Annotated in this window: 21 protein-coding genes; 9 read left to right on the top strand and 12 right to left on the bottom strand. The window is 47.1% G+C overall.

All coding sequences use genetic code 11. The features are described 5' to 3' along the window. Window positions 1–118: 118 nt before the first annotated feature. From LAY57_RS28915 to LAY57_RS28890, 6 genes are all read right to left on the bottom strand, one after another. Window positions 119–721 (bottom strand): diheme cytochrome C, encoded by a 603-nt coding sequence (locus tag LAY57_RS28915; protein WP_249070637.1) that lies wholly within the window; start codon window positions 719–721, stop codon window positions 119–121. Window positions 722–874: 153 nt separating this feature from the next. After that, window positions 875–1,783: an AAA family ATPase gene (locus LAY57_RS28910; protein WP_249070636.1), complete on the bottom strand. Its 909-nt coding sequence runs from the start codon at window positions 1,781–1,783 to the stop codon at window positions 875–877. Window positions 1,784–1,929: 146 nt separating this feature from the next. After that, the gene (locus LAY57_RS28905; protein ID WP_249070635.1) at window positions 1,930–3,108 is read right to left on the bottom strand and encodes a bifunctional riboflavin kinase/FAD synthetase; all 1,179 of its coding nucleotides are present in this window, start codon (window positions 3,106–3,108) and stop codon (window positions 1,930–1,932) included. A gap of 104 nt (window positions 3,109–3,212) precedes the next feature. Beyond that, window positions 3,213–4,112 carry an MBL fold metallo-hydrolase gene (locus LAY57_RS28900; RefSeq protein WP_249070634.1) on the bottom strand — a complete coding sequence of 300 codons (900 nt, stop codon included), beginning with the start codon at window positions 4,110–4,112 and terminating at the stop codon, window positions 3,213–3,215. Window positions 4,113–4,918: 806 nt separating this feature from the next. Further along, window positions 4,919–5,059, bottom strand: a complete 141-nt coding sequence (locus tag LAY57_RS28895; protein ID WP_249070633.1) for a hypothetical protein — start codon at window positions 5,057–5,059, stop codon at window positions 4,919–4,921. A 239-nt stretch (window positions 5,060–5,298) separates the two neighbouring features. Next, on the bottom strand, window positions 5,299–5,958 hold the full coding sequence (locus tag LAY57_RS28890; RefSeq protein ID WP_249070632.1) for an HAD-IA family hydrolase: 660 nt from the start codon (window positions 5,956–5,958) through the stop codon (window positions 5,299–5,301). A gap of 24 nt (window positions 5,959–5,982) precedes the next feature. On the opposite strand from LAY57_RS28890, the gene LAY57_RS28885 reads away from it, so the two are divergent. After that, window positions 5,983–6,246 carry a hypothetical protein gene (locus tag LAY57_RS28885; protein ID WP_249070631.1) on the top strand — a complete coding sequence of 88 codons (264 nt, stop codon included), beginning with the start codon at window positions 5,983–5,985 and terminating at the stop codon, window positions 6,244–6,246. A 370-nt stretch (window positions 6,247–6,616) separates the two neighbouring features. Here LAY57_RS28885 and queG read toward each other — a convergent pair whose 3' ends face one another. Further along, window positions 6,617–7,567 (bottom strand): tRNA epoxyqueuosine(34) reductase QueG, encoded by a 951-nt coding sequence (gene queG / locus LAY57_RS28880; RefSeq protein WP_249070630.1) that lies wholly within the window; start codon window positions 7,565–7,567, stop codon window positions 6,617–6,619. Window positions 7,568–7,780: 213 nt separating this feature from the next. On the opposite strand from queG, the gene LAY57_RS28875 reads away from it, so the two are divergent. Next, complete coding sequence (locus LAY57_RS28875; RefSeq protein ID WP_249070629.1) at window positions 7,781–8,743, top strand: orange carotenoid protein N-terminal domain-containing protein; 963 nt, start codon at window positions 7,781–7,783, stop codon at window positions 8,741–8,743. A gap of 138 nt (window positions 8,744–8,881) precedes the next feature. Continuing rightward, on the top strand, window positions 8,882–9,313 hold the full coding sequence (locus LAY57_RS28870) for a ketosteroid isomerase family protein (protein ID WP_249070628.1): 432 nt from the start codon (window positions 8,882–8,884) through the stop codon (window positions 9,311–9,313). A 213-nt stretch (window positions 9,314–9,526) separates the two neighbouring features. Here the strand turns inward: LAY57_RS28870 and LAY57_RS28865 are convergent, their stop codons facing one another. The 3 genes from LAY57_RS28865 to LAY57_RS28855 all read right to left on the bottom strand — a co-directional run bounded on the left by LAY57_RS28865 (window position 9,527) and on the right by LAY57_RS28855 (window position 12,613). Further along, on the bottom strand, window positions 9,527–9,961 hold the full coding sequence (locus LAY57_RS28865) for an ATP-binding protein (RefSeq protein WP_249070627.1): 435 nt from the start codon (window positions 9,959–9,961) through the stop codon (window positions 9,527–9,529). A 3-nt stretch (window positions 9,962–9,964) separates the two neighbouring features. Then, on the bottom strand, window positions 9,965–11,635 hold the full coding sequence (locus LAY57_RS28860) for a SpoIIE family protein phosphatase (protein ID WP_249070626.1): 1,671 nt from the start codon (window positions 11,633–11,635) through the stop codon (window positions 9,965–9,967). A 240-nt stretch (window positions 11,636–11,875) separates the two neighbouring features. Continuing rightward, complete coding sequence (locus LAY57_RS28855) at window positions 11,876–12,613, bottom strand: response regulator transcription factor (RefSeq protein WP_249070625.1); 738 nt, start codon at window positions 12,611–12,613, stop codon at window positions 11,876–11,878. A gap of 1,343 nt (window positions 12,614–13,956) precedes the next feature. On the opposite strand from LAY57_RS28855, the gene LAY57_RS28850 reads away from it, so the two are divergent. From LAY57_RS28850 to LAY57_RS36690, 5 genes are all read left to right on the top strand, one after another. Then, window positions 13,957–17,034 carry a PAS domain-containing protein gene (locus tag LAY57_RS28850; RefSeq protein ID WP_249070624.1) on the top strand — a complete coding sequence of 1,026 codons (3,078 nt, stop codon included), beginning with the start codon at window positions 13,957–13,959 and terminating at the stop codon, window positions 17,032–17,034. A gap of 139 nt (window positions 17,035–17,173) precedes the next feature. Continuing rightward, a complete protein-coding gene (locus LAY57_RS28845; RefSeq protein ID WP_249070623.1) occupies window positions 17,174–17,605 on the top strand; it encodes a response regulator in 432 nt (143 codons plus the stop codon). A 35-nt stretch (window positions 17,606–17,640) separates the two neighbouring features. Then, on the top strand, window positions 17,641–21,417 hold the full coding sequence (locus tag LAY57_RS28840) for a GAF domain-containing protein (protein WP_249070622.1): 3,777 nt from the start codon (window positions 17,641–17,643) through the stop codon (window positions 21,415–21,417). Window positions 21,418–21,420: 3 nt separating this feature from the next. Then, complete coding sequence (locus tag LAY57_RS36325) at window positions 21,421–21,582, top strand: hypothetical protein (protein WP_338022510.1); 162 nt, start codon at window positions 21,421–21,423, stop codon at window positions 21,580–21,582. Continuing rightward, complete coding sequence (locus LAY57_RS36690; RefSeq protein ID WP_420839149.1) at window positions 21,519–21,725, top strand: hypothetical protein; 207 nt, start codon at window positions 21,519–21,521, stop codon at window positions 21,723–21,725. The genes LAY57_RS36325 and LAY57_RS36690 overlap by 64 nt, the downstream gene beginning before the upstream one ends. Here the strand turns inward: LAY57_RS36690 and rsmH are convergent. Both rsmH and LAY57_RS28825 read right to left on the bottom strand, forming a co-directional pair. Beyond that, a complete protein-coding gene (gene rsmH, locus LAY57_RS28830) occupies window positions 21,691–22,653 on the bottom strand; it encodes a 16S rRNA (cytosine(1402)-N(4))-methyltransferase RsmH (protein WP_249070620.1) in 963 nt (320 codons plus the stop codon). The two genes, LAY57_RS36690 and rsmH, sit on opposite strands and share 35 nt — an antisense overlap. 9 nt (window positions 22,654–22,662) lie before the next feature. Beyond that, window positions 22,663–24,567, bottom strand: coding sequence for a M48 family metallopeptidase (locus LAY57_RS28825; protein WP_249070619.1), 1,905 nt, complete (start codon window positions 24,565–24,567; stop codon window positions 22,663–22,665). Window positions 24,568–24,721: 154 nt separating this feature from the next. Between LAY57_RS28825 and LAY57_RS28820 the strand changes: the two genes are divergently transcribed. After that, window positions 24,722–25,906, top strand: a complete 1,185-nt coding sequence (locus LAY57_RS28820; protein WP_249070618.1) for an NAD(P)H-quinone oxidoreductase subunit H — start codon at window positions 24,722–24,724, stop codon at window positions 25,904–25,906. Window positions 25,907–26,013: the final 107 nt, after the last annotated feature.

The raw sequence follows: 26,013 nt of genomic DNA, 5'->3' as shown, positions 1-26,013 counted from the left end.
AAGTCAAAAGTCAAAAGTCAAAAGTCAAAAGTCAAAAGTCAAAAGTCAAAAGTCAAAAGTCAAAAGTCAAAAAATAACCAATGACAACTGACAACTGACAACTGACAACTGACAACTGTCATGGGGCATTTTGCCATTCTGAGGTGAGACTGCGAAAATCGTATCCATCCGCTTTGAAGTGACAGATAGAGCAACTACCCATTGTGACGGGCTGGGGTAGTTTGACTCTGGGATGGAGCGCTTTGAAATAGCGGGATTGAGCGATTCGATAGGGCGTCCGTTCTTCCTCTGCAGTTTGCGTTCGGGAAAAGGTTCGCAGGTATTCCCAAACTAGCAGGCGTTCTGGGTCTATTAGCGGCGTCAGCTTTTTGCCGTAGTGCTGCTCATCTTGGAGGATATCTCGCCAGGTTTCGGTGGGCAAAACTGCTGGCGGGATGCCGATGTGGCAGGTGGCGCAGTTTTTCAGGTAAAGTTCTTGTCCTAGTTGATAGCGTTCAGGTACAACATCAACTGTGCCTGTAGGAGATATTTCAGCTACCGTTTGAGTTTGGGCAGGAAGTTGGGTTATCAGAGTAAAACCCCACCCTAGAGCTACACTCCAGACTAAGAGCAACATAAACACAACGATTGGCGATCGCGAAGCGTGTGAGTAGCCGATTCGCCAACCTTGCCATTGTTGTATAAATTTTGCCCTTACCTGTTGCTGTAGACGCCGCGACATAATAATTTTGGATTTTGGATTTTGGATTTTAGATTTTGGATTTTAGATTTTAGATTTATTCAAATCTCCCTCTTCCCTCTTCCCTCTTCCCTCTTCCCTCTTCCCTCTTCCCTCTTCCCTAGCCCCTAGCCCCTAGCCCCTAGCCCCTACCTCTTAGGGAATGGGCACGCTGGCAAGCAAACGCTCTACAATAGTTTTCGCCTTCCGTCCTCCTGATGGGATAAGGCGATGGGAAAGTACGTAAGGCGCTAAAAACTTAACATCATCGGGAATAGCGTAATCTCTACCGGAAAGAAAAGCTAGGGCTTGGGTAGCTTTTTGTAAGGCGACTGTGCCGCGTGGGCTAACGCCGAGGGCAATTTCTTCATCTTCCCGTGTCGATCGCACTAAATTGAGGATGTAATGCTGCAAGGGGGCTTCCACCTTCACAGTGGCACACAGACGCCGTAACTCTAAGACATCCTCTGGGGAAATACACGGTTGCAGCTCATCGACGGTAACCCCATCACCAAGTCGTTGTAGCATTTGCAGTTCTTCTACTTCACTTGGATAGCCGAGTGTCAGGCATAGGGTAAAGCGATCCATCTGCGCTTCTGGGAGGGGGAAGGTGCCTTGATACTCGATCGGGTTCTGGGTGGCGATCGCAAAAAACGGATTGGGAACTGGACGGGAGACTCCATCTACTGTTACCTGCCGTTCTTCCATCACTTCTAACAAAGCCGATTGGGTGCGGGGTGTGGCGCGGTTAATTTCGTCTGCTAGTAAGATGTTAGCAAATACTGGCCCAGCCAGAAATTCAAATTGGCCGGTACTTTGATTCCAGATGTTGGTGCCGGTGATATCGGTGGGAAGTAAATCAGGGGTACATTGAATGCGTTGAAATTTGCCGTCGATCGATCGGGCCAAAGATTTTGCCAGTAGAGTTTTGCCAACTCCTGGCACGTCTTCGAGGAGGGCGTGTCCACCACAGAGGAGGGCGACTATTACCAAGCGAATTGCATCGGCTTTGCCGACAATAGTACGACTCAGATTTTCTGTAAGTAGCTCGATCGGTTTTCTCATATTAGTAATTGTTAAAGAGGGGCTAGGGGTTAGGGGCTAGGGGCTAGGGAAAGACAGGGAAGAATCCTTCTTTTGAATGAGTGACTTTTGACTTTTCTAGCTCCTAATCCCTTTTTGGTCATTGGTATTCAGAACAAATCTAAAATCTAAAATCTAAAATTACCTATTAGTACCGATCGAGCGGTGGCGCTGTCGGCTTCAATTTGTAGTTTTAGCGCGTCTAGGGAATCAAATTTTTGTTCTGGCCGCAGGAACTTTTCTAGGCTTACCGTTAAGGTTTTGCCATACAAATCTCCAGACCAGTCTAACAGGTGAACTTCAACCGTTGGACTGTTGCCATTTACGGTTGGGCGACTGCCAATATTCATGACGCCGTGGATTGGGGGAGTGGGGGAGTGGGGGGAATTATTATGTACATTTTCTCCCGCTCTCTCGCTCTCCCCCTCTCCCGCTCTCCCATTCTCCCGCTCTCCCATTCTCCCGCTCTTCTGCTCCTCTGTTCCTTGTTCCCAGTCCCCAGTCATATCTTCAATAAAGACTCGCACGGCATAGACACCAAAATGGGGTAATAATTTTTCGTTGGGCAGTTGCAGGTTGGCGGTAGGAAATCCCAGAGTTCTGCCCAGCTGCTGACCTTTCACTACCGAACCTGTAAGGGTGTAAGGCCGCCCCAGTAGGTGATTTGCCCGCTCAATTTCTCCAAACTGGAGGGCTTGACGGATCATCGAGCTGCTGATTCTTTCGCCTTCGGAATTATGAATTGGCACAATAATTACTTCCACATCATACTTGGCGGCGATCGCCTGTAAATCGTCTGATGTCCCAGATCGCCGATGTCCAAAACAAAAATCCTCTCCCACACTCACCCGCTGTGCCGCTAGTTGCCGCACGAGAATTTTTTCTACAAATTCTTGTGGACTTAGATCTGCCATTTCGCGATCGAATGGCACCATCACCAACTGCTCGACACCCAGAAAGCTCAGCTGGCGAACCTTTTCATTGAGGGGTGTCAGCAAAAATCGAGTTTTCCCCGTGAAAAACTCTTGAGGATGGGGATTAAAGGTGACAACGGTTGCATAAGGGCGTCCGCTGACACTCAGCTTGTCAGTGCAATCCCAGCTTTCACAAAAAGTATTATCCAGAAGCTTGCGATCGGACCGCCAAAGATTTTCTCCTGGTGGAAACGCCGAAGCGCTTGGATCGACTACAGATTCTGGCAATACGGGTTTGACAACCTGTTGGTGCCCTCGATGTACGCCATCAAAGTTTCCCAGGGCAACAGCAGTTGGAGTTAGAACAGTTTTTAGCGATGAGGTAACCCGCACGCTTTACATTTTCACACAAATTAGGCGATCGCGTAATTTTAAAATTTGTCATCGGTCATCACTCATTGATTCAGAACGAGTGACTTTTGACGGCTGACAAATAATTAAGCAGTTACTTTAGCCTCCTGTATGTCTTCGGGTAGAGATACAGATGGCGGTACTATCTCTAAAGTCATTCCTTCCCTTGCCAGCAGCGTGTTGGGGAACATCTGGGTAGCCTGTTTTCCCACTAAATCTAAGAAATCATCGTCGTGTAGCGGGTCATGGTGGAAAATTACCAGTTGTTTCACATTAGCTGCCTTGGCGACTTTCACAGCTTCTTGCCACGTAGAGTGTCCCCAACCCACCTTGCTGGATTTTGGCGAATTGTATTCCTCATCTGTGTAGGTGGCATCGTATATCAGCACGTCTGCATTGTTCGCCAGCCGCAGAACGTTTTCATCTAGGCGGTCTGGATAATGTTCTGTATCGGTGATATAAGCTGCTGCAAAGCCGCGCCAGTTGATTCGGTAGCCTATAGCTTCCCCCGGATGGTTCAACAGACTCGTTTCCAGCTTGACATCTTCCAGTTCAACCGTGTCTGCCATTTCCAGGTTGTAGAACTTCAGCTGGGCTCCCATAATCTGTAGCGGCACGGGAAAATTTGGGTGCAGCATTTGGTCATTGAGGCGCTGCTGGATGGTGGCACCATTGGGAGCAATTGCTCCATAGATATGGAAGCAATTCCCCTTTATAAAGGCTGGTATAAAGAAGGGAAATCCTTGAATGTGATCCCAATGAGAGTGGGTGAAAAACATATATGCTTCTAAAGGCATATGCGAGAGGAGGGATTGCCCCAAAACTCGCAAGCCGGTGCCACCATCAAAAATCAGGCGTTTACCACCCACGCGCATTTCCACACAAGGTGTGTTGCCGCCATAGCGTACCGTGTGTGGCCCTGGACATGGGATACTACCTCTGACGCCCCAGAAGTGAATCGTAAATTGGTTTTGCATACTAGACATGGGTGTTGCTCGCTTTCCTTCCTCAAGCAGTCCCTTATTAAGGTTTTACATCTTCGACCGTTTGTGCAATCAGACCCCAGCGCTGCTGATGAAGCATTTTGTAGGCACATCATAGCTTATGAATTTGCCTACTGCATAGTTGTTCATCCCGGCTAATGCAGGCCGGTACTATGAAAGGAAGCGCCACGTTGCTAGAGATCTTCACCGCTGCCATCCACTTCAACAGACTCTCATTCTACTTATTCAGATGCAACCGCAGCCATCATTTTTTTACTTAATTTAAACAGCATAGCAGTCTGGGGTTCAGTTCTTTATGAAGGTCGGGCAACTCGAAGCTGGGGGAAGTAAGGGTGCTAGCGTTGGCGAGATGCTTAAATTTTAAGCTTCGCTGGGCTGGCGTCTACCTTCACCCCCAACGCGGTTGATCGCCAAGCAAAGACGCTTGTATAAGGGCAACTTATAGGTTGCCTACACTGAGCGGCTTGCTAGGTGGCGGTTTCACCGATCGCACTGTTTCCGGGTTTTTTGGCAGAAGACGCTCAAGGGATTGACTTCATATATTATCAAGCAAGCTGGTTCTAAAACAGTGATCTGAGACACTGGTGTTTACTAAGTTTGAACAATGCTAATTTAAAATTTTTTCCTTAGTTCCCGATTGAGGTTTTTGACAGGGGGCTTGCTGAAGCTCAAAAGGTTGTGTCCCATACAAGGTAATGATTTGGGCTCTTCGTCGGTGGTAGGGTAAAACGAGCTAGTGGCTGGAAATTAACAGCTTACTTGCCGATCGGGGTGCGATCGCTCTATTCTCACACTTCTTGCACCTCTGTTTTCAGACGGCGAATTATCCTGGGGAATTTGTCCCTAAATTCTATTTTCTCAAGACTATCCGGAAGATGAGCGCGATCGTCTGTAAGTTTATCGATCGCTGTTGCTTCAGGCAAAATCATAGTCCGATCATTAGTGCTTGAAAGTTTTGCTGTTTTTTGCTATTATTTTACCTCTGTAACTTTTACACTACCAAAATGGGGCTCTTCCGTGCTTACTATGCTAGGGCTCCAGTCGCAGAGGTGCCGAGGAGAAACGAAATAAAAATCTTCTTATTTCAACAAAAGCATAACAACTCCGAAAGAGCCGTTTTTCACCGCGCCTTTTTATATTCATCATCTGGAAGTAGTTTTGTTACTTTTTAATCTTTAATTTGAGTTAGTTTTTGCAACTCTTGAATCACGGAAATCAGTTCATTGGGGTGGTGGATTAAAAAATCTGGTTTTTGAGCAGCTAAAACCTCTTTGGCATTGAAACCCCAAGTTACTGCGATCGCTTTTATCTGACTTCTTTTGGCCGCTTCTATATCCCTGGTTTCATCTCCGACATAAATAATTTCCTCTTTTTTTAGTTGGTTTTGCTTTAAAAATTTGTCGATTACTTTGCTTTTGCCAAAAAGAGTAGTTCCTGAATAAATAAAATCAAATATTTCTGGTAAATCATTATTACGCAAAAAATTTATGACATTGGTCTTGTCGTTGGAAGTTATTATCCCCAGTTTATTTGATTTTTTATTTAACTCTAAAAGAGCTTCTTTAATTCCTGGTATTGGCCTTAATACATGAATTTGATTATTTAATTCAAATTTCAGTCTTTTCATAATAAAAGGCAATTTAACGATCGACACACCAGACTGCTTAATAATTTCTCTAGATGTCAAATTTCTGAATCTAAGAATATCTTCTGGACTCGCTTGCTTATACCCAAATTCAGGAGCTAATCGATTAGTAATATTCACAATAGCGTCAAAAGTATCGGCAACCGTGCCATCAAAATCAAAAATAATAACTTTTACAGTCATAGTTTTGCCAAGGTGATTGGGGGAATGGCACGCTTGTTTAACTGGGATACAGGAGGCCGAGCCTTCCTTAACTTAGCGCCATTCGGGATTGGAGATGGGAAAAAAGTCGATCGTGCCAACGAAGAAATTTTTACTTTTGCCTTTCCCATTCTCTTTCATCTGTCTTCCTCCCTAGAGACTCCCGCCATAGCTGTACTCGGCTTGGCGGTGAGACGCGGGGTGTACAACGGGGGGAACCCCCGCAACGCACCCGCTCAGGAAAGGGAGGGCGGGGTCTATACAACATAGCTACTTCTTGTGGTTCGAGAAACCGTTGCGCCTCAGAAGTGGCGAAACTCCTTGGCATACCTGCTGGCATTACAGGATTGAGGCTACCGAGATTGTTCTGGAAAGACCCGCCTCGGTGGGGCGTTTAAGAAAGGGGATTGCTCCCCCTCGGATTTCTCCGGTAAAGTTAGCTTCGACAATGTTAGTGGTCGGTACTATCTCAAAAGCACTGTCTCCCAAATGACTGTTTAACCTTTGAGTTTTAGAGCGAAAGACTAGCTACGCATCCTTCGGTAAGAACTTGAACACTTGCCACTAACGTAGGCATTGCTGCCTGAGTCTGGTCAACTAGGGCTGTATTTCAAGCCCCCGTTATCATCGGTACTCCGATTTAACGGTGGGTTGTTGACTGTGACGCCTTAAGGTTAGTGCGAGCGTTTCTTCTCAGCATTTCTGGTTTAATTCGCCGCAGTGCTGATGCAGGAAACTGCTGGGAGCAATCTTCATCGGAGATTTCAGCTAGCAAGGCAAGTTTGGGAGCCACATTCCCAGGATAAGGCTGAAATTCTAGAACATCGCTTTCTTTGGCAAAGCGATGGTTCCAGGGGCAAACGTCTTGGCAGATATCGCATCCGGCAACCCAGCCTTCGAGATGGGGAGCGATCGCATCCGGCAACTCTATTGCTCTATTTTCAATTGTATGGTAAGCAATGCAAAGGTTGGCGTCTACCACAAAAGGTTGGCGTATCGCACTCGTGGGACAAGCATCCAGACAACGAGTACAAGTACCGCAATATTCAGTATGAGGGCGATCGGGTGTCAAGTCCAGATTAGTCAATACTTCGCCCAAAAATACCCAAGATCCATACTCCCGCGTAATTACATTACCATTTTTGGCAATCCAGCCAATTCCCGCACGCTGAGCCCAAACTTTATCCTGAATTGGGCCTGTATCGGCGTAATAACGAGCTTGAATCGCTTCTTTAGGTTCTTGTAGCCAGTTAGCCAGCGCTTTTAATTTTTTATGTAAAACCTTGTGATAATCGCGTCCCCAGCCGTAACGGGAGATTTTGGCGTATTCTTGACCTTCGGGACGCTGATGATCTGTGTAGTAGTTAAGGGCGACGCAAATTATTGACTGCACTTCTGGCATTACCAAACGGATATCCTGACGCTTGGGATTCGCCATCCATTCCATCTCAGCTTGGTATCCCAGCGCCAGCCACGCCTGCAATCGCTCTGCTTCCCCAGCTTGAGTATCTACAGTGGCGATTCCAACCTTGTGGAATCCCAACTCTAAGGCTTTTTGCTTTACCTGAATAGAAGTAATTGGCGCTTTCATCGGCGATAAAGTTTTATATCACAAGCTGAGAAAAAGTGCAGCGATCGCGATCGCAACTATCCCCAATCATTAATTATAGTTTCAAAACTATTTGAAATGTAAATGTTTTTTTACATTTTGTAAGAAAACGTTACATAATAGAAATTAAGGAGAAGAGATTCACGAACCCAACCTACTGGATTCGTAATTATCAAGCTGAATCTCTCTGTACGTATGACCTACACGATCGAGTCGGCACAAAGGATTTTTCCTAGCACTCAAATTGCTAGCGCTGTTCCCGATACCACTGAAGCCTTTAATCGGCTCAGCGTCGAAGATCAACTGGCATTACTTTGGTATGCCTACACGGAACTAGGTCGTTCAATCACTCCCGCAGCTCCTGGCGCAGCACGCCTGCAACTAGCAGAAGGCATTCTAAACCAAATTAAGCAAATGCCTGCTGCACAACAAACGCAAACCATGAGCGATCTTGCTAGCCGTATCGACACTCCGATCAGCCGTTCCTACGCGGGGTTCAGCGTCAACACCAAGCTGGCTTTCTGGTATGAGTTAGGAGAGATGATGAAGAAGGGTTTCGTCGCTCCTATCCCTCCGGGCTATCAAATTTCTGATGATGCCACAACAGTACTGGAAACAATCAAGAAACTCGATCCGGGTCAGCAAATCACAGTACTGCGTAATACCGTACTAGACATGGGATTCGATCCTGCTGTCACCCCCAGTAGTTTTCCAAAAGCTGCTGAACCGTTGTTCGCACGCTCGACGCCTGCGCCTACTAAGGTAGCCGTTGAGGGGGTCACAGAGCCTACGGTAATGAGCTATTTTGAAGCGATGAACGCAGACAACTTTGAGGCTGCTGTTGCTCTATTTGCTGAAAACGGTGCGCTGCAACCGCCTTTCCAGAAGCCGATTGTTGGTCATGAGGCGATCGCCGCATATATGCGTGCAGAAGCGCAGGGACTCAACATGATGCCGCAACAGGGCATATCCGAGGGCATCGAAGATGGCTATAAGCAGTTTAAAATTACCGGCAAAGTACAAACTCCTTGGTTTGGGGCCAACGTTCTGATGAACATGGCGTGGCGGTTCTTACTCGATCGCGAAGGCAAGATTTTCTTTGTGGCGATCGACTTGCTAGCATCTCCCAAAGAACTGCTAAACCTGACTCGTCGCTAGAACGCTGGCGTTGACCGACGCGGAGCGTGTCAACACTTCCAAAGCAATCATAATCCCTCCACAGGAGCAGGTTAAAACCTGCTTTTCTGTTTATTCTGGTTGAAAGTTTATCGTGCGGCCAGACTTAGTTTTCTCTAGATGAACAATCTAAAATCCCAAATCCAAAGTCCAAAATTGCTTGACCTGAGTTTGACAATTGAGGGTGTCACAGAACCAGTGATACTAGGTTATTTCGAGAGGTTGAATGCGGGTGATTTTGAGGGAACAGGGGCTTTGTTTGCTGCTGAGGGGGCAATGCTGCCGCCATTTGAATCGGCGGTAGTGGGGCCAGATGCGATCGCGGCATACTTGCAACAAGAAGCTCAAGGGATGCAATTTTATCCCCGCGAAGGCATTGAGCAGACCCTTCAAGATGGCTACATTCAGTTTCAGGTCAGTGGAAAGGTACAGACGCCTGTTTTTGGCGTCAATGTCAGTTGGGTATTGGTACTCAATCCACAGCGGCAAATTTTCTCAGTCACCATCAAACTCTTAGCTTCTGCCCAGGAGTTGCTCAAGCTGCGTCGCTAGGAGCTTTTTGTTAGCGAGTAGAGTAAGGAAAAAAGGCTCTTTCGGAGTTGCTATGCTTTTGTTCAATTAAGAACATTTTTATTTCTTTTCTCCTCTTACCCCCTCCCCTCTTACCCCCTCCCCTCTGCTCCTCTTGCACCCCGATTGTTAAAGTAAAGAGCTTGATAGTGAGGAGTAGAATTGCCGCAATAACGGTAGGAAAGTTGAGGGACTTTATCGCTTCTCAGTTACCATTGGCAAATTTGCTTCCAACTTAAGACAATTGCGACCGTTTACCTGTAAACGATACTCAACCCGATCCATCAACCGATTCATGATTAGCCAGCCATAACCGCTTTCCTGCTTATCCTCTGGACTGGGTGGCAGATAAGTAGATAGATCGTATCCTTTGCCATGATCCCAGATTTCCAAGGCAAGATCGCCCTCTTTTAGTTCCAACCGAATCAGGATTGGTAAATTCGGTTGATCCCTATGAGCGTGGCGCACCACGTTCGAGTAAGCTTCCACCAAGGCCAGACGCAGGCGATTCGAGAGGCGAGGCCAGTCTACTGACGTATCGCCTAACTCTGTTTCCAAACAGCCCAGGAGCCAGTTTTCCACGATCGTCAAAAACTTTAAGTCGCTGGGAATATGCAGCTCCGTTCTCATTGACTACAGAACCTCCAGAGAGAGTATTGTTTGGTCGTCTTCCTGAACTTGGTTTTGTCCCCTGACACGAGCTAATAAATTTGTCAAGTCTAAAGGACCCGACTCTTCTATAAGCAGCTCCCAGAGACCTTCTTGTTTCAGCATAACCGGGTTGTGTCCGCTACTAGCGACATCTCCAGGCTTTACTATTTCCGGGGTGACGGTTGCCTCGGTGATTCCATCGCTCGCCAATAAAAGTGCTTCCCCAGACTTTAATAAGATATTGCCAGAAGCGGCTTTCCAGATGGGTAGGATGCCCAGTGGAACGCCCCGAACTTTGAGGAAATTCGGTTCAATTCCTTCTACTTTTTTAGCCACGTCTTGATAAGACCAGACCAAGGGATAGATATGGCCTGCATTGGCGTAGACCAACTGGCCTGTCGAGGGCGTGTAACAAGCCAGAACCATCGTGATGAAGCAGTTGTTGCTGACAAGATCGTCTGACAGGCCACTATTGAGATTTTGCATCACAACGTGCGGCTCTGGCGGATTTTCTTGAGAAAGTTCTCGTCGCATCACCGAAATGGCACTAGCCATAAACAAAGCGGCTGGGACGCCTTTGCCGGATACATCTCCTACTGCTAGCCAAATGTCTCCTTTGGGGTGGACAAAGACTTCAAAAAAATCGCCCCCCACTTCTCGTGCTGGGAAACAGCAGGCTTGCACCCTTACGCCTTCTACTTCTGGCCAACTCTGGCGCAGCAGGTTGTTTTGGATTTGGCGAGCCACTTCTAGTTCAGCTCGCATCTGCTGGGCTAGTTCGACTGTACGCTGATACAGTTTGGCTTGGGAGACGGCGAGGGCTGCTTGTTCCGCGACGCTTTCAATCAGCTGAATGTCTTCGGGAGAGGAGGGTGAGCGGGTGCCTTGCTGGTAAATATACAAAATGGCGAGCAGGTCTTGCTGGCAGATCAGGGGGACGACCAGTTCTAAGGAGCTGTTGCCATTGTCATCGCTTTGGACAATTTGTGTCTTACGGCTTTCTACGACTGATTGCAGCAGCGAGTCAGGGATGCTGCTGCTTTCTGCGTTGGGAGCTTTGTAGAAAAAGATGTCCTCTAGTAAGCGATCGCCCTCTACTGGTCGCAGAAGGCAACAATTAGCTCCAAAAGTTTGCCCGATCGTTTCTACAATTCTTTGCAGCATACTGCCATAGTCGATCGACTCCCTGATAGCGCTGGTAACGGCGTTAAACAGGGTTTCTCGCTGCAAGGCGCGGCGAAGTTCGTTGGTTCTTCGCTTGAGGACGTGATATGTTTCCGAGGCTTGTTGAACTACCCCTTTGAGTTCTGCCGGATTCCACGGCTTGGTGATGTACTTGAAAACCTGGCCTGAATTTATCGCTTCTACTAAATCTTCAACATCCGTGTAGCCGGTCAGGAGGATGCGAATCGTATCTGGAAATAGCTCTACTGTCCGACCCAGAAATTCTGTCCCATTCATCTGGGGCATTCTTTGGTCGGAAATGATCACGGCCATTTCACCTTCTTTTTCCAGTACGTTTAGGGCACTTGGCCCACTTTCGGCTTTGTGGACTTGAAAGTCACGCCGAAAAGTCCGGTAGAGCAAATCGAGGTTATCAGGTTCGTCATCCACCACCATGAGTTTGAGTTTGCTGCCATCTCCCCGACTCATTTGCTACTCCACTTGCAAGTTAGTCATTAGTCAATACTCATTAGTTATTAGCCATTGGTCAATAGTCTTTAACCCCATAACCAATCTCCTTTTTCCCAATAACCAATAACTCTTGACCAATGTACGGGCGAAACATTTGTGTAAATCATCTTTGACTAAATTTCTAAGTTTTTAGCCATAAATGCTTTGCCCCTCCTGACCAATGACTAATGACTATTGACCAATGACAAAATTAGCTAATTATCCCACTAACCCGGAGCGTAAGGCACGGACAGCGGCTTGGGTACGGTCATCGGCACAAAGTTTGTTTAAAATATTGCGGACGTGGGTCTTGACAGTTCCTACTGTAATGTAGAGCTTTTCAGCGATCGCGGCATTGCTGTGGCCTTCTACAATCAGTTGTAATACTTCTAATTCTCGATCTGTCAAGGGGTAAGCTTCCAGCATTTGACTGTACTCTGGTTCCGTTGCTGCGATCGCCACAGTTTTAGAGTTAGCTGCTTCGAGCGCACTGCTTGACGGCGATGTTGCTGGGGTGGCTGCTTGACGAGTCTGCTTGAGTACAATCCTTGCGATCGCCGGATCGATCCACGAGTTGCCTTCTTGGGTCACTCGCAGGGCTTCTAGCAAATTATCGAAACTAATATCCTTCATGCAATAGGAGTCTGCCCCAGCTGCAAAAGCCGCCAGTACAGCTTCTTGGTTGTCTTGTAATGTCAAAATCAAGACTTTTGGGCCTTGTCCATCCTCTGGTATAGATGCTTTTAGCTGCCTGGTCAACTCAATCCCATCCATATCTGGCAGACCGATGTCAACTATCGCAATATCTGGTTTTGTTGCCAGTAGCAACTTTAATCCCTCATTGCCATTTGCGGCTTCGCCTACAACAGTAATTTCTTCTCGCTGTTGTAGTGCTGTCCTAATCCCCACACGGGTGAGGTCATGATCTTCAATGAGGGCAACGCGAATTTCTTTCATCTCAAATCTCGTGGAAGTATGGAAACCGCGTCTTTTTAAAGCGCGGATGAAATACGACTCAAGCGGTTTTAACCGCAATCCCCTTTTGGGGGAGATAGATAGAGGAGCAGTATCTATCCCTTTCCCTGTATGCCGGGAATCGCCTTGCTGCCCCAGTAATGTTAGCCTCGACAAAGTTATCGGTCGGTACTATCTTTGATGGCACTGTCTTACCTCTCGTAGAACTGTTTAACCATCTGGTTCTAGGGTCGCGGGACTGGCTACGCATCCCGGAATAGGAACTTTAACGCTTGCCGATAACGTAGCACCCTAAGATTGCTGAGTCTGGTCAGCTATCTCACATAGTTAGGCACTAAGCCTCGTCTATGAGAGAGCGAGGTGCTGACTGTCAACGTTCCCATTTTCTAACTTTTGAACTTTTGCCAAACCAACAAATCACAAATCTTTCCAGGGGTTTAGGTAAATTACACCTATCGGTAGGGGGAGGGACTTTTAAAATCTCGATAGATTGACACTATAAAGATAGTTTAATCCCCATCCTTGTGCTATTGCCTAGAAACAATAGCGATGCTGCTACCCAGCCGATAATGATTTGGTTGTTTCGATCGTATTTGGATTTTCAGATCGTGATACATTACCTTCCCAACCTGCCACAATTTAAAAGGTTTACCTCTCATTTCCACTCTTCTGTCAGCAGAGAGTGGTGCAACGCGATCTACTTAACCGCCCATTGAATGCTTTTGGACATCGCCAGATGATGCCACGAATTCAAGGGGACGCTCGCTTTCTGCTGATGGCCTATTAACCACCTATCTCAACCGCTACTGGTATGAGTATAGCGGGTTCCGTTCGATTTTTGCTAACATTCATTAACAAAAACTTCCTGTTTCATCTGGGACTGTCGGCAGCACCCCATCCACAAGCAGACACGAGAGAACTTCCCGCGTTAATTTCTCAATGTTGATTGCCCTCCAAGCATAATCATGGCTTTGAGATTCGCCGCTCTTTCACGGACAAACGTCCTCTAAGACATTAAGCCATATTTCCTAGATATCCAACTGTCGGGCACATATACTTCTTCTGCTTGGTGACTGGACAAGGGCCTACGAGGGATTGATATCTTCCGGGGCGTAACTTTTCCGCAGTCCGCAGGTAGTGTCAATAACGATAGACCTGTTTGTGAGTATTTTACCTGAAAGTACGGATATTTGAAGGCGCGTCAGCCTTTTCCCGTTCCAGAAAACGATCGCTCTTTTCCCGTCGAACTTACTTTTTCAGGCAAGGTTGTTGGCACGCAGGGTGCTTTCAGTATAATTCGCGACAAGTAACGGAGGAATGAACAGGTGGAAAAAGAACTCAGATTGGAATTACTAAAGCACTCAGCCCTGGCGCAACTCAGTCAACTTGCCCTGGGAGAGAGCAACATGAAAAGCCTACTAGACGAAGCGGTTAATTTGATTACCAAGACTCTTGGTGTTAAGTACGCGCTGGTTTTGGATCTGTTAAAAAAAGATGAAGGATTTATTGTTAGGGCGGGTGTGGGCTGGCAAAAAGATATTGTAAGCAAAGTTATTTTAGCCGAAAATGAACAAGCAGTCAATAAACTGCTTTCGGCTACGCCCGTAATTATCGAACTTGGGCAAAATCAAGTGGGTAGAGGGGAAGAGGAAGAATTTTTAGCTTTTCTGCACGCTCATGGTGTGGTGAGTGGTATCAGCGCAGTCATTAAGGGTCAAGAACAACCTTTTGGCATCTTGAGTGCCTGCACAAACAGGCAACAGAAATACAGCGAAGACGACGTTAATTTTGTCAAGGCTCTAGCCAATATATTAGCTAAAGCAATAGAACTACAGCGGAAACAGGCAGCGTTACAAGCGAGCCACGACCAACTGATATTTGCCCTTGATGTCACCCGCATGGGTATTTGGGACTGGAATATCCTCACAGGTGAAGTGAAATGGTCAGATACGCTTGAAGCCTTACACGGCCTTGCTCCTGGCACATTTAAAGGCACCTTTGCCGCTTTTCTCGAATGCGTCCATTCTGAGGACTGCGAATTTGTCAGGCACGCAATAGCTGGTGCAGTCGAGCATAAAGAAAATTACAATATCGAATTTCGCATTGTTTGGCCTGACGGTAGCGTCCATTGGATACAAGCACAAGGGCGCGTTTTTTGCAACGAAGCTGGCTATTCAGTGCGGATGATTGGTGTGGGATTGGATATCACCGAAAGGAAACAGGTAGAAGAAGCGCTCAGTCAAAGCGAACAACACTACCGCAACTTGGCTGATGCCATGCCGCTGATAGTCTGGACAGCACAACCGGATGGTGCTGTGGATTACTTCAATCAGCGGTGGTTTGAGTATACAGAAACTACTATTGAGCAAAGCAAAGGCTGGGGCTGGCAGTCAGTAGTGCATCCTGACGATCGCGTGCGGTGTCTGGAAGACTGGAAGATAGCCCTGGAAACAGGCTCTGGCTGCGAAGTTGAGTATCGCTTCAGACGATCGGATGGCTCTTATCGCTGGCACTTGGGCAGGGCGATGCCAATGCGCGATAGACAAGGAAAGATTGTTTCTTGGGTAGGTACAGCTACAGATATTGACGCTCAGAAGCAGACTCAGGAAGCTGAGCGTTTTCTGTCCCAAGCAAGCAAGGAATTGGCAAGTTCGCTGGATTACCAAAGCACACTTGAGCGGGTGGTACGTCTGGCGGTTCCTACTGTGGGGGACTGGTGTGCTGTGGATGTCTGGGAGAAGGTAGAGCGAGAGGGGGAGTGGGGGAGTGGGGGAGTGGGGGAGTGGGAGAGTGGGGGAGTGGGGGAGTGGGAGAGAGGGGGAGAGGGGGAGTGGGAGAGTGGGGGAGTGGGGGAAAGAGTCAATATAAGTTCCCAATCAGCTTCAATTCGGCGATTAGCGGTAGCTCATGTAGACCCTTCAAAAGTTGAGTGGGCGCAAGAGTTGCAGGAACGTTACCCCCACGATCCCAACGATCGACATGGTGTTGCAAATGTATTGCGATCGGGTAAATCCGAGTTGTATACCGACATACCAGACTCGCTTCTTGTTGCTACTGCCCGCGATGCGGAACACTTGGCAATAATGCGAGAAATCGGTTTCTCATCGGCTATGGTAGTACCTATGATTGCCCGCGATCGAACCCTGGGCGCAATCACGTTTGTCTCAGATGAGTCAGGGCGTCACTACAGTGCGTCAGACTTGGCGTTGGCAGAGGATCTTGCCTGTCGTGCTGCCTTAGCCGTTGACAACGCTCGCCTCTACCGCGAATCCCAGGAAGCAGAAGCTGCCTTGCGGGAGAGCGAAGAAAGGTTTCGGGCGATGGCGAATAGTGCGCCTGTGATGTTGTGGATGTCTGGAACGGATGGGCAATATACGTTTTTCAATCAAGCTTGGTTGAATTTTACTGGCAGAAGTATGGAAGAAGAACTGGGGATCGGCTGGGTAGAAGAAGTTCATCCAGAGGATGTTCGGTGCTGCGGGGATATTTATATGACAGCTTTTAATGTCCGCAAGCCGTTTGAGATGGAATACCGCCTCAGAAGTAGGCTGGGGGAATATCGCTGGATTGTGGATACGGGAACGCCACGATTTATGCCCGATGGTACTTTTGCCGGTTACATCGGTTGTTGTGTTGACATTACTGAGCGAAAATCAGCGGCTGAAGCTATGCGCTCTAGGGCCACCGAACTAGCTCACCTGAGTTCCGTCTTGGCGAAAACAAATATGGATTTAGAAAAGCGCAATCAGGAACTCGACCAGTTTGCCTATATTGTTTCCCACGACTTGAAAGCACCCCTGCGTGCGATCGCTAACCTCTCCCAGTGGATAGAAGAAGACCTACAAGACTTGCTAACCGGGGACACCAAACACCAAATGAACTTGTTGCGGGGGCGCGTTCACCGGATGGAAGCTTTAATAGAAGGTATCCTCACTTATTCCCGCGTAGGAAGGGTAAAAACTGCTAAGAAAATAGTGGATGTAGGCACTTTGTTAAAAAACATCATCGATTCTCTGGCACCGCCACCCACATTTACCATAACGCTGGAGTCGGAAATGCCGGTGTTCGCGACGGAGCAGTTGCTCCTAGAACAAGTGTTCGCCAATCTCATTAGCAACGCCATCAAACACCATCACCGCTCCGACGGACGCATAGATATTTCCGTACAAGATCGAGGGGACTTCTACGAATTTGTCGTTAGAGATGATGGGCCTGGTATCGATCCTCAATACCATGAGAAAGTATTTGTTATCTTTCAAACCCTTGTACCGCGCGATCGGGTTGAGAATACAGGCATCGGGCTATCTCTGGTGAAGAAAATTGTGGAAGATAAAGGGGGGAGCGTCCGGTTAGAATCTCATCAAGATAGGGGAGCCACCTTTCGCTTTACTTGGCCAAAATAATAACTAGGGGCTAGAAAAGTCACTCATTCAAAAGTCAAAAGTCAAAAAATAATTAATTACAACTGACAACTGACAACTGACAACTGACCACTGACCACTGACTAATAACCAATGACCACTGACCACTGACTAATAACCAATGACCAATGACAAACTAACAAACCTTTTACTTGTCGATGATGATGATGTTGATGTAATGATCGTACAACGGGCATTCGATAAAAATAACATCACCGATCGACTCTACGTGGCTGCCAATGGGGTAGAAGCTCTATTCATGCTGCGTGACGGCGGAAAGCCACCACTCATCCCTCGGACTCGGCGATTGATATTACTCGATCTCAATATGCCCAAAATGGGTGGAATTGAGTTTTTGCGAGAATTGCGGAGTGACCCGCAACTGCGAACTATACCTGTCATTGTGCTGACGACATCCAATGAAGAGAAAGATAAATTGGAAGCCTATAACCTAAATGTAGCAGGCTACATTCTTAAGCCAGTTACGTTCACCAAATTTGTGGAGGTTATGGCAACAATTAACAATTACTGGAATCTGAACGAGATGCCTTAAGACGTTTTAGATTTGAGATTTTAAAGTATCGAATCATGATAGAAGAGACGCTGAAAATCTTGGTGGTGGATGATGATGAGGTCGATTGTATGGCGGTTCGCCGATCGCTCAAAGCTGCCGGTGAAGCGATCGAACTGTCGGAGGCGGAGAGTTGTGCTACGGCTCTAGCAGCTTTAAGGCAGAAGACTTTTGATTGTGTCTTCCTCGACTATAGCTTACCAGATGGGGATGGATTATCACTGATAAAGCAATTGCGCTCTGCGGGTTTTAAAATGCCTGTGGTGGTGTTGACCGGCCAAGGAGATGAGCAAATTGCGGTTGAAATGATGAAGGCGGGAGCGTCTGACTATCTTTCTAAAGAAAGACTTTCTACCGAATCTCTCTCTAGAAGCCTACGCAATGCGATTCGCATTTACCGAGCGGAAAAGGAAGCGCTCTTAGCTACACAAAAACTAAAAATTAGCGAAGAACGTTATCGCCTGGTACTCGAAGGCTCAAACGATGTTATTTGGGACTGGGATATTATCAAAAATGAGATTTATTGGAATGACCGTCTAGTAGAAATTATCGGTTTGTCTGCCTCTGAATTTGGGGTAAAAGGCTCCTGTGCTGTTCGCACTTGGGAAGCATTTTCCCAACTGATCCATCCAGAAGATCTGCAGCAAGTTAAAGAAGCGCTGGTTGCTCATCTTTGTCAAAACGTTGAATTTAACCTAGAATTTCGCCTGCGTCATACATCGGGGGAATATCGCTATTGCATGACGCGGGGCAAAGCGCAACGGGATAGCCAAGGCAGACCAGTGCGAATGGCAGGTATTATTAGCGATATTAGCTCGGCAAAGCTTGCCCAGTCGGAGTTGCGCCGCCGCTTTGAGCAAATACAAACTATTTATCAAATAACTGATGCAGTCAGTCGTGCGGCTGTTTTGTCAGAGATTTATGAAGTAGCATTAAATGGTCTTACTAGGGCTCTTAAAGCCGATCGCACTTCCTTACTTCTGTTCGATCCCGATGGGGTGATGCGCTTCAAGGCTTGGTACGGACTCTCGGAGGAATATCGGCGCAGCGTGGAAGGACATTCGCCTTGGTCTTGCGATACCAATAATCCAGAGCCAATTTGCATTTCTGATGTGGAAACATCAACATGGCAAATTTCAGATTTAATATTGGAGATTGAGGAAGAGAATGTTCAATCTGCAATCTCAAATCTGAAATCGACAATTCTCAAGGAGGGTATTCGCGCTTTGGGGTTTATTCCCCTAGTGGCACAAGAAAAGCCGATCGGCAAGTTTATGCTTTACTACAATAAGGCGCATCAGTTTACTCAACAAGAAATTCAATTAGCGCAAACGATCGCCAGTAACGTTGCTTTTGCGGTGGAGCGGAAACGGGCGGAGTCAGCTTTACACCGGCGCGAACAAGAATTCAAAGCCTTGGTCGAAAATGCTCCCGACATCATTGCCCGCTACGATCGACAATTGCGCCTAGTCTACATCAGCCCAGCCTTGGAAAGGGCAACTGGAATGGTGCCGCAAACGCTCACAGGCAAAACTTTCTCGGCGTTAGGGTTACCAGCAAACACAAACCTCCAGTGGCAAGAGTGCCTGCAAAATGCGTTCGCAACCGGGCAAGAACAGGTAATGGAATTCGATTATTCAGCACCGAACGGACAAACGAGATATTATCAAGCTCGTCTGGTGCCGGAATTTGCCCAAAACGGTTTGCCCGAATATGTTCTTACAGTAAGCCGCGATATTACCGATCGCAAGCTAGCTGAAGATTCCCAACGCTTTCTGGCTGATGCCAGCACCATCCTCTCTATCTCCCTAGATTACGAAATCACATGGTCAAATCTGGCTCATTTGGCAGTGCCTCAAATTGCCGACTGGTGCTTTATCGATGTACTTGAGGTGGAAAATGTGGAAACATGGCATAAACCGGATTCTCCGACCCTCCGCCGCGTAGCTTTCTCCCACGCAGACCCAGTTAAGAAGGAATCTTTGCAGGATATGCAACGCCTGTATCCAATTAACCCAAATGCCTCATTTGGAGTAGGGAAGGTTTTGCAAACCGGGCAGTCAGAATTTTACCCCGAAATTAAAGATCCAGCCGTATTAGCCAAAGCTGAAGATGCCAAGCTTCAGGCAATACTGCGCCAGTTGGCTCCTAAGTCCGTTATGTGCGTGCCTCTAGTCGCTCGCTCCCGGACGCTGGGAGTAATTACTTTAGGTATATCGGAGTCCGGGCGTCAATATAGTCAGGTTGACCTAGAGTTGGTAGAGGATCTGGCGCGTCGGGCGGCGCTAGCAGTTGATAATGCAAGGCTTTATCGGGAGTCCCAAGAGGCGGGCGAGAATCTCCGCAAGGCGATCGTAATTTTGGGAGAACAGCAGCAACAACTGCGAACGCTGCAAAGCCTGACAAATCTGCTCAACCAACGTCTTGGTAATTTGCCAGACCTTTTGCAGGTGATGGTTCAGTCGGTTTGCGATGCGATCGGCGGGGCGCAGTTTTGTTTGATCGTTTTACATAACGCTCAGTGCGATCGGCTCCTCTTGACGGTTACAGCTGGCATAGGCACGGACAAATTACGACTGGAAGATGCTTTGGATAGTAATGAAGGATGGCTGGCGGTGGCCCTCTCGACTGCTTCTTCATCAGTCGGCGAGGAATTTCAGATGAAAGATTTTAGAGTTGAAAATAGTGGTCAATCTAAAATTGTTTCCCCCGCCTCGGTCTGTGCAGTTCCGATTGAGTCGGCTGAGTCTGGGCGGTTGGGGGTGCTGGCTATAGGTAATTGGGAAGACTTCTATGCTTTCGATCCGGAAGACCGACACCTGCTGGTGGCGGTGGGGGAACAGGCGGCTCTAGCTATTAATAATGCCCGATTGATCAAGGCTTTAGAGGAGCGAGAGGAACGTTTAGCTCAGCAGAACCAACTGTTGAGCAATCAAAACCGGGAATTGGAAGATCGACGCGAACAAATTGGGCTGCAAAATGTGCAACTTCTGGAAGCCGCCCGACTCAAATCGCAGTTTTTGGCTACCGTGTCTCACGAACTGCGTACTCCGTTGAATGCCATTATTGGCTTTTCTCAACTGCTTTTGCGTTCGGCAATGCGATCGCGCCGCATCTTGGCCCAAGAAGGCGAAGTTTCTCAACCGCAGCTAGGACAGTCCCTCTCGCCCGAACAGGAAAACATGGTAGAACGCATCTTCAACAATGGCAATCACTTGTTAACCTTGATCGATGACATCCTCGACCTCTCGAAAATTGAGGCGGGTCGCATGGATCTGGAACGAGAACAAATAAATCTGGCCGTTCTAGTGACAACCACCACCGAAGAAATTCGTTCTCTAGCGGAAGAGAAGAACATCGACTTGCAGGTTTCCACTTTTCTGAGTAATCCGTTGATTGTCAACGACAGTGCGCGTTTGCGGCAGATTTTGATTAACCTGCTCTCCAATGCTATCAAGTTCACCATTGCCGGTGGTGTAAAGGTGGAGGTGTCTGAAGTGTCTGATGACCGATTGGCTATAACGGTTATGGATACAGGAATTGGCATCGCTCAGGAACACTTAGAATATATCTTTGAACTATTCCGGCAAGTAGATCAAAGCACTACAAAGTTACACTACGGCACTGGTTTAGGGTTGACTATTATTCGATCGCTGGTGCTGATGATGAAGGGAACAGTTTCTGTTAATAGTAAGCTGGGTGATGGTTCTAGTTTCCGAGTCGAAATTCCCCGCGAACTACCCCCATCGAACGATCGCAACCAAGTCAAAAAAAGTCGAAGACTGCTGAAATAGTCATTGGTCAGTGGTCAGTGGTCAGTGGTCAGTGGTCAGTGGTCAGTGGTCAGTTGTCAGTTGTCAGTTGTCAATTGTCAGTTGTCAGTTGTCAGTTGTCAGTGGTCAGTGGTCAGTGGTCAGTGGTCAGTGGTCAGTGGTCAGTGGTCAGTGGTCAGTTGTTAGTGGTCAGTGGTCAGTGGTCAGTGGTCAGTGGTCAGTTGTCAGTGGTCAGTGGTCAGTTGTCAGTGGTCAGTGGTCAGTGGTCAGTGGTCAGTGGTCAGTTGTCAGTTGTCATTCTCTCCCCCACTCCCCTTTTTGACTTTTGACTTTTGACTTTTGACTTTTGACTTTTCTAGCCCCTTCTTTTTCTGCAAATCTAAGTTTGGCAGAACGCGATCGCGCATTTCTTTCTATTTCTTCTTCTTGTGGTACAATCGGCTTTTTCGTCAGCACCCGCAATATTTCTGAATTTCGCAGAGTGTGCTTGACGATGCGGTCTTCTAAACTGTGAAAGCTGATGATACCAATTCTCCCACCTGGTTTTAGCCACTTGGGTGCTAGAGAAAGGAACGTTTCTAAAGATGTTAACTCTTGATTGACCGCAATTCGCAGTCCTTGAAAAGAGCGGGTAGCTGGATGAATTCTGCCGTAACGGTATTGGCGGGGTACGCAGCGTGCGATCGCCTCTGCTAACTCAGTCGTCGTCTGAAACGGACGCTTGTCTACGATCGTTCTGGCGATTCGCCGCGATAGCCGTTCTTCTCCATATTTGTAGAAAATATCCGCAAGCTCCGCCTCTTCCCAATGGTTGATTATTTCATCTGCTGTCAGGGATTGACTGCGATCCATCCGCATATCCAACTCAGCTTCGTGTCGAAAACTAAAGCCCCGCGAACCTGTATCGAGATGGAATGAGCTTACACCTAAGTCAGCTATTATACCATCAAATTGATTTTTTCCCGGCTCGTATTCAGAGAAATTGCCTTGCCAGAATTGGATGCGTGAGGTATATTCAGCCAGGTAGATTTTGGCTGCTGCGATCGCGTCTTCATCGCGATCGATCGCCGTAATCTGGGTATCAGGTGCAGCTTCCAGAATTAAACGGCTGTGTCCGCCGCCTCCTACCGTAGCATCCAGGTAATGTCCACCCGGATGAATTGCCAACCCGTCAATTAACTCCCGCGCCATTACCGGAATGTGGACAAAAGCGGAGATTTCCGTTTTATTAGTCAAATTATCCTCAGTTAGATTCATTAGCAAAATTCAGCGACGATAGATACAAGCCTTTTCTATTTTCGCCATCTTTTTTTCAAAAGGTTTATTATATCCATTATGATCGTTCAGGAGAATCACCGAAGTTAGATTTGGGTACTCTATTTCCGAGACAAGTTTGTTCATAATTTCTCCATCCCGATCGGAAATATGCAATCTATACCAAGGAATTTGTTGTTTTACACCCAAGATATAAAATGGTTTTTCAGGAAAGTATTTTAGATCTTTCCGTACCAAGTATACTTCTTTTATTTGCGGGTAACCCGATAACTGCTGACGCAGGCGATCGACTGTCGCTTGTGGCAGATTGTGATGGATAAATTTATCTTTTTCACTTAAATTAGACCGCTCTTGCTGCGCCAGTAATATTAAATTATAATGTGCTTCACTACGTTTTTGATAAGCTTTTGCTTCCTCTACTTTTTCCTGCTGCATCAAGAAATAGTAAATCAAATCGCAACCTTCAAGAACGTATTCCGGGTCTTTTTTCATCGCCTCTTCGATGTAATTGATGCCATCAGGATCGTTTTGGCGTAGAAGAATGCTACCAAGCGTATAACTAGCTTCACTACGATCCGGTTCAGTTATTAACACTTCTCGCAATAGAGGAATTGCAGCTGACTCGCCTTTTATTTCTACCGTCCAACCAGCGCGTTCCCAGGCTTCTTCTGGGGATAAAGCTTGCGTTTGAGCTTTTGTTTCTAAAGCTTCCAACTTCTTTTGTACTTCCTGAATATAAGCGTATTTTTGTCGCCAATGGGTTGACATTTCCTGCTGCCAAGTCCGATCGAAATAAGCGTTTAACTTATTTAAAGTATCACCTAACAATTCCTGGGCTGCACTTATTTTAACGGGAGCGGGTAAAGGTAATTCTTGTCCCTTATTAGTAAGATACCCCAGTGCATAAAGGCGATCGCGCAGACAGGGATGGGTATCGGAGTTATTGGTTTTTAACTTCAAAGCTTGCTCGACCAAACGATTAGCACTTTCCAGCGGTAGGCTATTGGCTAAGGCAGCAGACATATTGGTGAAAATTGTCGCTGGTGGTTCTATTTGCTGATATACTTGTTTCTCGACGCTAGGCCAAAATTCGCTTTCCAATAATTTTACTTTGAGTTGTATATTGATGAGAGCTTCGGCAGCATTTTTCGACCCAGCTAATTCTGCCGCGCAGCGATCGGCCTCATATTCATTAATTCGCGCTAACACAAAAGAATAAGCGCTAAAAAAGGGAATATACCAGTTAAAAAAACGATCGAACAAAACGGAAGAACCATGCTGTCCGCTTTGATGCAGCCTTTGCCAAATTTGCTCTTGTGTTTTGCGAACGCGATAAATCCAACCAGCAAAACGGCTGTGATTGCCAGAGAGATGTCCAAATTCATGAGCGAGTACAGCCCGAAATTGACTTTGAGAAAGCGCCTGCATCAAAGGTAGCCCAACAATCAGGTAATTTTGCTGCCATCCGAACAAACCCAAACGTGGTCTTTGCATAACAGCAGCATTCAATTCATTTGTCAATAGGATGTGGTGAAATTTTGGTGCTTGTAGCTTCGATGTCAGTTCGTCCACCAAGGCAAATAGACGCGGTGCTTCTTGACGGGTGAGAGGTAATCCTATAGGTGGTGGGAAAGTCACCCAGAGCGATCGCAAAATAATAAATGTCGGAATCAACAACAGAATCGCAAATTTGATCGTGTAGACGTTAAAGCTGTGGCTAAGCAGCATTATCAGCACCAGCAGACTCAAAAGCCCAATCAGCCCTGCTAGGATCAGGAAAATGTAAGCGTAACCAAGAGCAGCTAAAAGACCCACCCGCAGTTTATAACTTCCTGGTTGCTTCCCCGCAAAACCCTCCAAACCCCCAACCAGCACATCGAACTGTTCTTGAGTCATCGCCATTGCATCGCACCTAAAATAGAAATGCTCGAAGATAGCTAATCTTTACCCAATAAATTTGCTATACCTATTTTGGTCAGTTTTAACTCAACTGCGAAGGCTTGAGCCAATATAATTGAAGCAGCGAAACAAAAATTAAAATTGCTGTTCTATGGCAAGAATTGAGACCAGAACCGAACCCATGATCCTCAACATGGGGCCGCACCATCCCTCGATGCACGGGGTGTTGAGGTTAATTGTCACCCTGGACGGCGAAGATGTGGTGGATTGCGAACCAGTTATCGGCTACCTGCATCGCGGCATGGAAAAAATTGCCGAGAACCGCACCAATATCATGTACGTTCCCTACGTCAGTCGCTGGGACTACGCGGCGGGAATGTTCAACGAAGCTGTCACCGTCAACGCACCCGAAAAGCTAGCCAATATTTCGGTTCCCAAACGCGCCAGCTATATCCGCGTCATCATGCTGGAACTGAACCGGATTGCCAATCACCTCCTGTGGCTTGGCCCCTTTTTGGCTGACGTTGGCGCTCAAACGCCCTTCTTCTACATCTTCCGCGAACGGGAGATGATTTACGATTTGTGGGAAGCAGCTACCGGATATCGGTTGGTGAACAACAACTACTTCCGCATTGGTGGAGTAGCAGTCGATTTGCCTTATGGGTGGGTTGACAAATGCGAAGACTTCTGCGACTACTTTCTGCCCAAAGTGGATGAGTACGAACGCTTGATTACTGACAACCCCATCTTCCGCAGACGGACAGAAGTCATCGGCACCATCACCCGCGAACAAGCGATTAACTGGGCACTCTCAGGCCCCATGTTACGCGCTTCGGGAGTGAAGTGGGATTTGCGGAAAGTTGACCACTACGAGTGCTACGACGATTTCGACTGGGAAGTTCAATGGGAAACAACTGGTGATTGTTACGCCCGTTATCTGGTGCGGATTCGCGAAATGCGTGAGTCGGTGAAGATTATTCGCCAAGCGATTAAGGGACTTCCCGGCGGGCCATTCGAGAACCTGGAAGCCAAACGGATGGCAGGCGGGCCAAAATCTGAGTGGAACGGTTTTGATTACCAGTTCATCGGTAAGAAGATTGCGCCCACTTTCAAGATTCCCAAAGGCGAAATTTACGCTCGCGTTGAAAGCGGTAAAGGCGAGTTGGGAATTTATTTGATTGGGGATGATAATGTATTCCCTTGGCGTTGGAAGATTCGTGCAGCCGATTACAACAATCTGCAAATTTTCCCTCACATCCTCAAGGGTGCAAAAGTTGCCGACATTGTGGCAATTTTGGGCAGTATTGACATTATCATGGGTTCGGTCGATCGCTAGTACTAGGGTGGGCATTGCCCACCTACTCATAGTGAAGTACCTACACTAATTCGGAGTACCAAATATAGTGTAGGCTTCGAGTTTCATCCGCTCTGCCTTCTGTGGGA

It is taken from the genome of Argonema antarcticum A004/B2 (assembly GCF_023333585.1).
In the GTDB taxonomy this organism is placed as follows: domain Bacteria; phylum Cyanobacteriota; class Cyanobacteriia; order Cyanobacteriales; family Aerosakkonemataceae; genus Argonema; species Argonema antarcticum.
This window is presented reverse-complemented; position numbering and strand designations above follow the sequence as displayed.